Origin of the sequence: Bifidobacterium jacchi, assembly GCF_009078285.1 — a bacterium.
In the GTDB taxonomy this organism is placed as follows: domain Bacteria; phylum Actinomycetota; class Actinomycetes; order Actinomycetales; family Bifidobacteriaceae; genus Bifidobacterium; species Bifidobacterium jacchi.
The window spans coordinates 7,967-14,036 of the sequence record NZ_RQSP01000011.1 but is presented as its reverse complement, the minus strand read 5'-3'; the positions used below and the strand labels follow the sequence as shown (position 1 = coordinate 14,036).

The window sequence follows — 6,070 nt, the reverse complement described above, 5'->3', positions numbered from 1 at the left end:
CTACCTGCATACGGCCGCGCGCTCCCTGCTCGACCTACCGGCGGTCGACGAATCGCAATTGTCCGATCAGCTCGACGCCTTCGCCCCTGCGGCGCAATCCGCGCCCGTCGTGCGCAACGAGGCTTTGCTGTGCAATACGAATACGGGCGTATGCGGCTCATGACAACGAAGGTGGCAGGGTTCGCTCAGGAAAAGTGCGTCGTCGCCTTTGTCATCAGGCCTGTTTGATGAGCCGCATAGCATCATCCAATTGATTGGCGTTGCTCACCTTCAGATAGGTCTTGGCGCCGCCAAGCCATCCCGATGGTTTGCCGTCTGCGTCGCGTCGTTTGTCGATGCAGAGGTGTTTAGGATCATCGAGTTCTTCAATTGGCTTTGTCAGGCCTATTGCCAATTCGCCGCTTTGTTGCCCTTCGACACGTATGAGTCTGTGAGTGCCTTTGCGATACCCGATGTAATACTTGGTAACGTACTCTTCCCACTGGGGGCATTCGGCGGTGATGCGGGCTCTCAGAACTTGGAAGAGCTTATGGGCGCGACCTCCATTCGCGAGATAAGGATGGTCTTCCTCGATGCTCCATTCGTGTTTGCTTTGCTTTCCTTCCTGAAAGGATTGCATAAGTTGCTCGTCGATTTCGGGATGGGGCCAGATTCGCAATGCCTCCTGGGCCAGCCGTTCGCCACGCTGCTTGATGGTACAGGTATCCCACTGCGTTTGGTTGCCGATGTCGCGATTGAGGGAAAGCGGGCTGTGGGCGAAGCCGACGTCGGGCATATCCCGTTTCTCTGCAAACGGACGATTGGAGTATTTCTGGTTGTAGCCGGTGAGTGTGAGGTTACCCAACCGGTTGCAGTATTGCTCATGGATCTGCGGCCATTGCTCGCCGAGCATGTTCTGCCATTCGGTTGATTTGGTAATGCTTTGGGGCATGATGTGCTCGATCTGGTACCCATCGCCGACGACTTCGTTGGGGTGCAGGTGATTTTCGATGCGGTGCAGCATGTAGGAGCATTCCTTGCCGAATTTCGTATAGCAGTCACGTTCCTGCAACGCGGTGCTGAACTCGTCATCGGTGGGGAAATGCGCTGATGGCGTGGACAAGGTCATATTGATGTAGTCCGTGACATCCGCAAAGTTGTCGAGGACTTTTTTTGTACATGCCGGCGAAGAACCGGTTGAGACCCGCGGTTTTTGTCCCGCAGACGATTCTACGGAATAAATAGGATTCGAGGAGGATGCAAATGCCGAGGAAATCTGCCTTGGACAGGCTTCCCCGATCGTAGGAGTCATAGATGGCCAACATCAGCGGGCGACTTGGTGCGACATTGAGTGAGGTGATGCGATGGAAAGCGGTCCGCAGATCCCTGTCCGTCTCCTTGCCGAGGAAGAGACGGGCATAATGCTCGGCATTACGCAATATGTCCCTGAGCAGGTCGTCCCTATGGCTTTCGCCATATTCGGTGTCCACGTAGTGCTTGAAGTATTCATAGACTTCAGATTCCTTGGGCTGCTGTGGCGTGAGCTTGAGGGACAGCCAATACCATAGGAATCGATTGAAGTCCTTGGTTTCCGTGCCGAAGAGTATCTCGACCCGATGCCAATAATTGGCGTACAAGTCATTCTGCTCCTGCTCGGGCAACGACATAAGGATATAATTACGTGCGAGATCGATGGGGGTAAGATCCAGTCCTTTGGAGTTCATGGATTCAAAGATGAGCTTGGGGTTGTCCTTGCCGGGAATGAGCTCTGTGTAGATGACATGAAGGTTCTTGATTCCGTTCCAAAATCGTCGTGGATTGAAGTCATTGCTCCTCATGCTGTCGCGGAAATAGTGGTAGTTGTCTTCCAGCAAGGAGGAGAAATTGCCGGGCTTGGGGGATTCGTTGACAATACTGAACAGGGTGTCCGCGTCTGTGGCGGAAAGAACAAGCCTGTAACGATCGGTATCGAAGTATCCGTCATCGTATAGGTACTTCGTCCTGAATTTGCCGAGCGTCATTCCTATCTGTTGGCAGCATTCGCGATGTTCTCTTAGATACTCGTAGAAGCTCTGGAGGATCAAAGTCAATGTGGTGAGCCGCTGCTGTCCATCGATGATGAGAAGTCGTTCAAGGTCGCTGCCGCCTTCTGCCCCGATGCCTTGCGGAATAGCAAGGATGGAGCCAAGGAAATGACTGTGGTTGAGTTCGCCGGATAGCTTGATATCCTCCCAGAGCTCCCTGCACTGTTTGTCGGTCCATGAATAGGGGCGTTGGTAAACAGGAATGACGTATTGGGCGTTGCTGGCGCTGAGTATTTCCAGTAGAGATCGATCGTCTGCCTTCATATACCACATTCCGTCATTGACGACGCCGTTTGCTGGGGCATGGTCTTGCCGTGCCGTTGCGATGCAAGCACAACACAATGTGCGCGTGATGCGAATGCGGACTACTGCCGGCAATAATTGCGATGAGGTTCGGCGATGTGGTCGAGTTCAAGTTCAACGTCAGCAAGGGCTGATATCAAGCCGATCCTGATTATCGCAAACAAGCGATGAATGAGGATGACACGCCGGAGTATCGCACGGATTGCGATAGATTGCATCGCATAGTCTGACATGGCGGGAACAGGACCCGCCCTCCCCTAGGAATGGGAGGGCGGGGCCTGTCATGTCCAGATGCCGTGTGCTAGTATGCGGAGTCATTAATTCCGCCGACTAGGAGGCTTGGATGAGCGAGACGATTGAAACGGCTCGTTTGCTACTGCGTCCGTGGAAGGTCGATGACATGGCTGAGGCCGTTCCGCTGTTCCGGTATGCCTCCGACCCGGAGATCGGACCACTGTGCGGTTGGCCTCCGCATGCCAGTGTCGAGAGCAGTCTGAATGACATCAGGAATATCCTAGCCGTGGAGAACAACTGGGCCATCACCATCAAGGAGAACGGCGACGAGCCTGTCGGCAGCATTGCGCTCAAGCCGGTCAGCCACTACACCATTGACCCGGTCGAGGCTGACGATGCGCTCAGGGAACGTTACGGCAGGTATCTTGGCGGCAATGCGCTGGAATTGGGTTATTGGATCGGCCGCCCGTTCTGGGGAAGGGGCTTCATGACCGAGGCCCTGAACGCAGTGCTCGGCTACGCCTTCGATACGCTGCACAAGGACGCGGTGTGGGGCGGACACTACAGGGAGAACGACCGGTCGGGTCGTGTGATGGCTAATGCGGCATGGAACCGGTCTTTGAATCAGCGAACGATTACTTCGGCCTTATTGACGTATATCATGACGGCGTCTTCCGCATCATCACCGCTGGGAAATATACTCAAGATAGAGCATAGCAATACTGCAGGCGGCTAGATAGGAGGTGGACATGCCGGAGCTGAGCCGGTTCTTCGGAATCATCGTTCGCATGATGTATCAGGACGAGAGCGAGCATCACAAGCCTCACGTCCATGTGTACTATGGCGACTTCAAAGCCTCCATCGGCATTGACGGCGAACTCTTGGCAGGCTCCCTTCCCGTCAAACAGTACAAACTGGTGGCCGCATGGCTGGTCGTGCATGAGGATGAATTGTACAAGGCGTGGAACGAGGCCGTATCCGGACGTCCGTTCGACCGCATCAAGCCGCTTTCGTAAGGAAGGAAATCCATCATGTTTCAGATGAATGGCATCCTGTATGCGAATGAGCCCGTGCGGGAGTTGGAAATCCGATCGGCACGTGTCACCGGCGATCACATCATGCTGGTGACATTCTCCACCGGCGAGACGCGCCTGTGCGATTTCACCGAGATGTACGACGATGTTCCCGCCTTCGCCCCACTGCGCGACGAGAAGACATTCGAGGACTTCCGCATCGACCATGGCGTCCTGACATGGTGCAACGGCGACATCGACATCTCCCCTACATACCTGTATGAGCACTCATACGAATACACCGCTTACGGCGAGCTGGCTTCAGCCTGATGCCGTGCAGCCGCGGCGTCGACTTCAAGCTCTCCCCCAACGTCCCCAAGTAATTGATGGCAGCGTGTCGAGGTCATCGCACGTTTTACGGTAAGCTCCTCCGCATAATGTGACGTGCGCGAACGGGCTCCCTACTTCGATTGAGAAGAGTAGAGCCCGTTATTTGATATAATAACGGTGCAAAAAGATACCAATTAATAGTAAGGAGTGGCTATGAGCACGCAAATTGCCACGCGAGTTGATGACGAACAGGCGGCGTTGTTCAAGGAAACCACCCGACAGTTGGGTACCACTCCAGCCGATGTGCTGCGTATGTTCATCAGCGCGTTCAACGATTACCGCGGGTTTCCCTACGAGGTGCGACTTCCGCGGAATGACGCGGAGCCGTTTTCATCTGAACAGCAAGCCACTGAGTATGCCAGCCGTCTGGCGCTAAGGATGTCCGATGAAACGCGGTGAGATCTGGACATTGCAGGCCGATGGCTATGCCAGCAAACCACGCCCAGTAGTCATCGTGCAGAACGATGCCATCGACCGGTTCGATTCCGTCATCACCTGCCTGCTAACCTCATATGATTCCTCAGGCATCGACACGCGGGTTCGTTTGGACCCAAGTCCAGAAAATGGCCTGAACAAGGTGAGTTACGTGATGACAGACAAGATCGTCACTGTCGACAGAAAACTGCTGGGGTATCACGTCGGCACGGTCGATGATGCAGCCATGGCGGCTATTGGGCGTCAGCTCAAGCGGATTCTGGGTTTGCCGTAACGGTTTGGGCGGTATGACGGAATGTGCCTTATGCTTGCTTCCTTGCCGAGAGGACTGCGATGACATATAACAACATCGTCGCGTTCAAGTTCTCCCCCAACGTCTAAGAAGTGATTGTCGTGTAGGGTTGAGGGCCTTGGAATCCCAGTGGTTCCAAGGCCCCTGTCTATACTGATGGCAGTTGTTCGCGCCAAGGGCGTGGTGGCGGAACCCGGTTTGGCTGAGATTGTCGGAGGACTGATCATGACGAGTTACGTGTTGCGTCTGTACGATGATCCGCTGATGCAATTCGATGCCGTATACGGCCAGGGCCTGTTGGCGGGCAAGGTCGAGGCCCATATTCGCTGGTTCGATGAGTCGAAGCGGATGCTGTTGCCGTTCCCGCTGGCTCCTCAGCCGGATGACGCGAAGCTGACGGCGTGGCTGGAGCGGCGCACGATTCCGAAGAACCGCGAGTTCGCTGCGCAGATTCTCGCGCAGGCCGGACTGAACATCTCGGATACGCTGGGCATCATCGACCTGTGCAAGGGATTGTCGGTCAACGATTCGTTCTGGGTGGAACGTGACGACGAGAACATGAGGTTCGCAGACATCAACCTGTATGACAATCCGTTGGACGAGACGCTCGCCATCGTCGCCTACACCGGGTACACGTCGAGCGAGAAGCATGCGGTAGGCCTGTCGAGCGAGTGGACGACGGACGGCCAGTTCCCGAAGGCGTGGCGGCATACGGAACGAGGACTGGAATTGTGGAAGGCCGGTTCCGAAGGCTATGCGAATGCCGGGCTGGAGCCGTATTCCGAGTATCTCGCCTCGCAGCTCGCGCGCAGGCTCGGCGTGAACGCGGTCGAGTACCGCATCGCCCGGTGGAAGGGCAAGCTGGCTTCGGTGTGCGGTTCGATGAACACGAAAGACGTGTCGTTCGTGCCGTTCTATGCGGCGACACAGCTGGCCTCGTTCCCTGAGATTCTCGCCGCTGCGCGCGCCGTGTCCGAGGAGTCGTTCGCGGCGATGCGCACGATGCTCGTGTTCGACGCGCTTATCGTCAACCAGGACCGCCACGCCAACAACCACGGTTTCCTGCGAGACAACCATACCGGGCGCATCCTCGGTCCGGCCCCTCTATTCGACCACAACATGTCGTTGTTCAAGAACGACATGCGCGCCGACTGGGAGCATGGCGCGTGGACGCCGCGGGTGTTGTCCGAGCGTCAGCCGTCGGGCTCGCGCATGACGTTCCGCGACCAGTGCGCGACCATCATGGGCGCCAGCCAGCATGAGATGCTGCGCAAGGTGTTGGATGTCACGTTGGAGAACGACCCGGCCTATCCGCTAGAGCATGGTCGCATCGAAGCGCT

Annotated in this window: 8 protein-coding genes; 6 read left to right on the top strand and 2 right to left on the bottom strand. The window is 56.0% G+C overall.

Going from position 1 to position 6,070, the window contains the following annotated elements; all coding sequences use genetic code 11:
* Positions 1-214 precede the first annotated feature (214 nt).
* Complete coding sequence (locus tag EHS19_RS04560) at positions 215-1,108, bottom strand: GmrSD restriction endonuclease domain-containing protein (RefSeq protein WP_175578305.1); 894 nt, start codon at positions 1,106-1,108, stop codon at positions 215-217.
* The gene (locus EHS19_RS04555; protein ID WP_175578304.1) at positions 1,068-2,327 is read right to left on the bottom strand and encodes a DUF262 domain-containing protein; all 1,260 of its coding nucleotides are present in this window, start codon (positions 2,325-2,327) and stop codon (positions 1,068-1,070) included. Before EHS19_RS04555 ends, EHS19_RS04560 begins: the two co-directional genes overlap by 41 nt.
* 382 nt (positions 2,328-2,709) lie before the next feature.
* Between EHS19_RS04555 and EHS19_RS04550 the strand changes: the two genes are divergently transcribed.
* The 6 genes from EHS19_RS04550 to EHS19_RS04525 form a co-directional block, all read left to right on the top strand.
* On the top strand, positions 2,710-3,336 hold the full coding sequence (locus tag EHS19_RS04550) for a GNAT family N-acetyltransferase (RefSeq protein ID WP_241677078.1): 627 nt from the start codon (positions 2,710-2,712) through the stop codon (positions 3,334-3,336).
* A gap of 13 nt (positions 3,337-3,349) precedes the next feature.
* A complete protein-coding gene (locus EHS19_RS04545; protein WP_151916605.1) occupies positions 3,350-3,616 on the top strand; it encodes a DUF4160 domain-containing protein in 267 nt (88 codons plus the stop codon).
* A 15-nt stretch (positions 3,617-3,631) separates the two neighbouring features.
* On the top strand, positions 3,632-3,943 hold the full coding sequence (locus EHS19_RS04540; RefSeq protein WP_151916604.1) for a DUF2442 domain-containing protein: 312 nt from the start codon (positions 3,632-3,634) through the stop codon (positions 3,941-3,943).
* A 213-nt stretch (positions 3,944-4,156) separates the two neighbouring features.
* Complete coding sequence (locus EHS19_RS04535; protein ID WP_151916603.1) at positions 4,157-4,402, top strand: type II toxin-antitoxin system RelB/DinJ family antitoxin; 246 nt, start codon at positions 4,157-4,159, stop codon at positions 4,400-4,402.
* The gene (locus EHS19_RS04530; RefSeq protein ID WP_151916602.1) at positions 4,389-4,712 is read left to right on the top strand and encodes a type II toxin-antitoxin system PemK/MazF family toxin; all 324 of its coding nucleotides are present in this window, start codon (positions 4,389-4,391) and stop codon (positions 4,710-4,712) included. Before EHS19_RS04535 ends, EHS19_RS04530 begins: the two co-directional genes overlap by 14 nt.
* A gap of 243 nt (positions 4,713-4,955) precedes the next feature.
* Positions 4,956-6,070: HipA family kinase (locus tag EHS19_RS04525; RefSeq protein WP_151916642.1), on the top strand; the 1,115-nt coding region annotated here is incomplete at its 3' end.

What these genes read in the sequence shown, in the direction of transcription:
- EHS19_RS04560 (WP_175578305.1), bottom strand. Translation starts at nt 1,108, where the DNA reads ATGACCTTGTCCACGCCATCAGCGCATTTCCCCACCGATGACGAGTTC.
- EHS19_RS04530 (WP_151916602.1), top strand. Translation starts at nt 4,389, where the DNA reads ATGAAACGCGGTGAGATCTGGACATTGCAGGCCGATGGCTATGCCAGC.
- EHS19_RS04540 (WP_151916604.1), top strand. Translation starts at nt 3,632, where the DNA reads ATGTTTCAGATGAATGGCATCCTGTATGCGAATGAGCCCGTGCGGGAG.
- EHS19_RS04545 (WP_151916605.1), top strand. Translation starts at nt 3,350, where the DNA reads ATGCCGGAGCTGAGCCGGTTCTTCGGAATCATCGTTCGCATGATGTAT.
- EHS19_RS04555 (WP_175578304.1), bottom strand. Translation starts at nt 2,327, where the DNA reads ATGAAGGCAGACGATCGATCTCTACTGGAAATACTCAGCGCCAGCAAC.
- EHS19_RS04550 (WP_241677078.1), top strand. Translation starts at nt 2,710, where the DNA reads ATGAGCGAGACGATTGAAACGGCTCGTTTGCTACTGCGTCCGTGGAAG.
- EHS19_RS04535 (WP_151916603.1), top strand. Translation starts at nt 4,157, where the DNA reads ATGAGCACGCAAATTGCCACGCGAGTTGATGACGAACAGGCGGCGTTG.